This is a genomic window from Fulvivirga kasyanovii, assembly GCF_009711405.1.
Classification (GTDB): domain Bacteria; phylum Bacteroidota; class Bacteroidia; order Cytophagales; family Cyclobacteriaceae; genus Fulvivirga; species Fulvivirga kasyanovii.
In genome coordinates this window covers 12783-14774 of the sequence record NZ_SMLW01000507.1, presented here as the reverse complement: position 1 = coordinate 14774, position 1992 = coordinate 12783, and the positions used below count along the sequence as shown (strand labels likewise).

The window sequence follows — 1992 nt, the reverse complement described above, 5'->3', positions numbered from 1 at the left end:
AATAGCGCCCTTTTAGATAATTGCGTTGATGGTATAGTGGGTTTCGATCAATCACTTCAAGTGATAGAATGGAATAAGATCATGGAGTTGCATTATGACATTGAACGATCAAAAGCGCTTTCACAAAACATTTTCGAGATTTTTCCGGAACTAAGCGAAGATGAAGACAAGCAGTTTCTCAATGAGGTACTTAGCGGAGGCAATATCTACCTGAAAGATCGGAGATATAAGTATAGAAATGGATTTTTTGAAATTTTCATTACCCCGATACACAGTACATCACATGAGATCCTCGGTGGTATAATTACATTACATGACATTACTGAGGTAAAACAAATGCTTGAAAAGCTAAGAAGTCAAAATCAACAACTTAGCAAAACCAATCAATTACTTCAAAATCAAATAGAAGAAAGGCAATTAGCTGAAAAAAAGTTGAAGCAAGCCCACGACTATCTTGAAAAGCGGGTTGTTGAGAGAACAGCAGAATTATCAAAGGCAAAACAGGATGCTGAAAATGCATCAAAAGAAAAAGATAAATTTCTGGCAAACATGAGCCACGAAATTCGCACCCCAATGAATGCCATAATAGGAATGGCTCAATTACTCAATAGCACACCGCTTACCACGGAGCAAAAGAAATACGTTAATTCAATCAATTCAGCTTCTGACACTCTTCTTTCTCTTATCAATGATATCCTTGATTTCAGCAAGATAGAAGCAGGAATGATTGATTTTGAAAACAACCCTTTTTCTATACATAATGCGGTGCATGAAGTACTGAACATTACCTCATTCAAATGCGAAAATAGTCCGGTATCACTGGATAAAGATATAGACCCTCAAGTGCCTGAGACTTTATCAGGTGACAAATACCGACTAAATCAAATTCTACTTAACTTATTAAGCAATGCGGTAAAATTTACTCCGGAAGGAGAAATTAAGCTCATGGTAAAAGTCAAAGGGACTGATGGTCAAAAGGTGATCCTTCAATTTAATGTGAAAGACACTGGAATAGGAATACCCTCAGAGAAAATCAAAAGTATTTTTGATGGCTTTACTCAAGCCTCAAGTGATACTACGCGCAAATATGGGGGTACAGGGCTCGGACTAACTATCGTTAAGTCTCTCGTAGAATTACAGCAAGGTCAACTGTCAGTAAAAAGCAAAGAAGGTTCAGGCTCTGAATTTATTTTTACGCTTCCATTCGAACGAACTGATAACAAAGAAAAACACTCCGTCAGCCACAAGAAACCTGTCGAAAAAGACCTGAGCAAGCTAAATATACTGGTAGTTGAGGATAACGAACTGAACCAATTCCTTATTCAATCACTTTTGCAAAAGTACAATGCCCGTGTAAAAGTGGCGTCAGATGGTGTCGAAGCTATGGAGACCCTAAATAAAATGACTTTCGATATAATACTCATGGATATTCAAATGCCGAATATGGATGGATATGAGGCTACACAAAAAATAAGAGCTAATTTTAAACAGAGCATTCCCATCATTGCCATGACAGCACACGCTCTGGTCGGTGAGAAGGAAAAATGTCAAAATGCTGGAATGAATGATTATATTACAAAACCAATAAGGATCAACGACCTTATTAACTGTATCAAAAAGGTTATCAATTAGACTATATGGCATTATTTACAGACCTATCTTACCTTAGAGATCTTACTGACAATGATGAATCGCTCATCCGGGAATCACTAAAAAGATATCTTACATCTTCACCAAATCAATTAGGAAGACTGGTGGCAAGTACAAAAAGCAGGGATTGGGATGGCATCCATGATAGCGCACATTCCCTGTTTGCAACTACACAAATAGTAGGTGTTTCAAAAATTGCGTTAACACTAAAAGAATTGCAAAAACTCTCCACAGAAGCAGAAAAGGACTATGAGTTAATAAAGTCCAAGGTGGAATATGTTGCTGAAGTAGTTGCGGAATCTCAGAAAGAAATAACCAAACATTTAGATGAGCTTGATCACA

Annotated in this window: 2 protein-coding genes; both read left to right on the top strand. The window is 37.2% G+C overall.

Annotated elements, in window-relative coordinates; translation table 11 throughout:
* A partial coding sequence (locus tag E1163_RS10435) for a response regulator (RefSeq protein WP_155171386.1) occupies positions 1 to 1632 on the top strand: 1632 nt, incomplete at its 5' end.
* A 5-nt stretch (positions 1633 to 1637) separates the two neighbouring features.
* Positions 1638 to 1992, top strand: a 355-nt coding sequence (locus tag E1163_RS30535; protein WP_185156042.1) for a hypothetical protein, incomplete at its 3' end; no start/stop codon positions are given.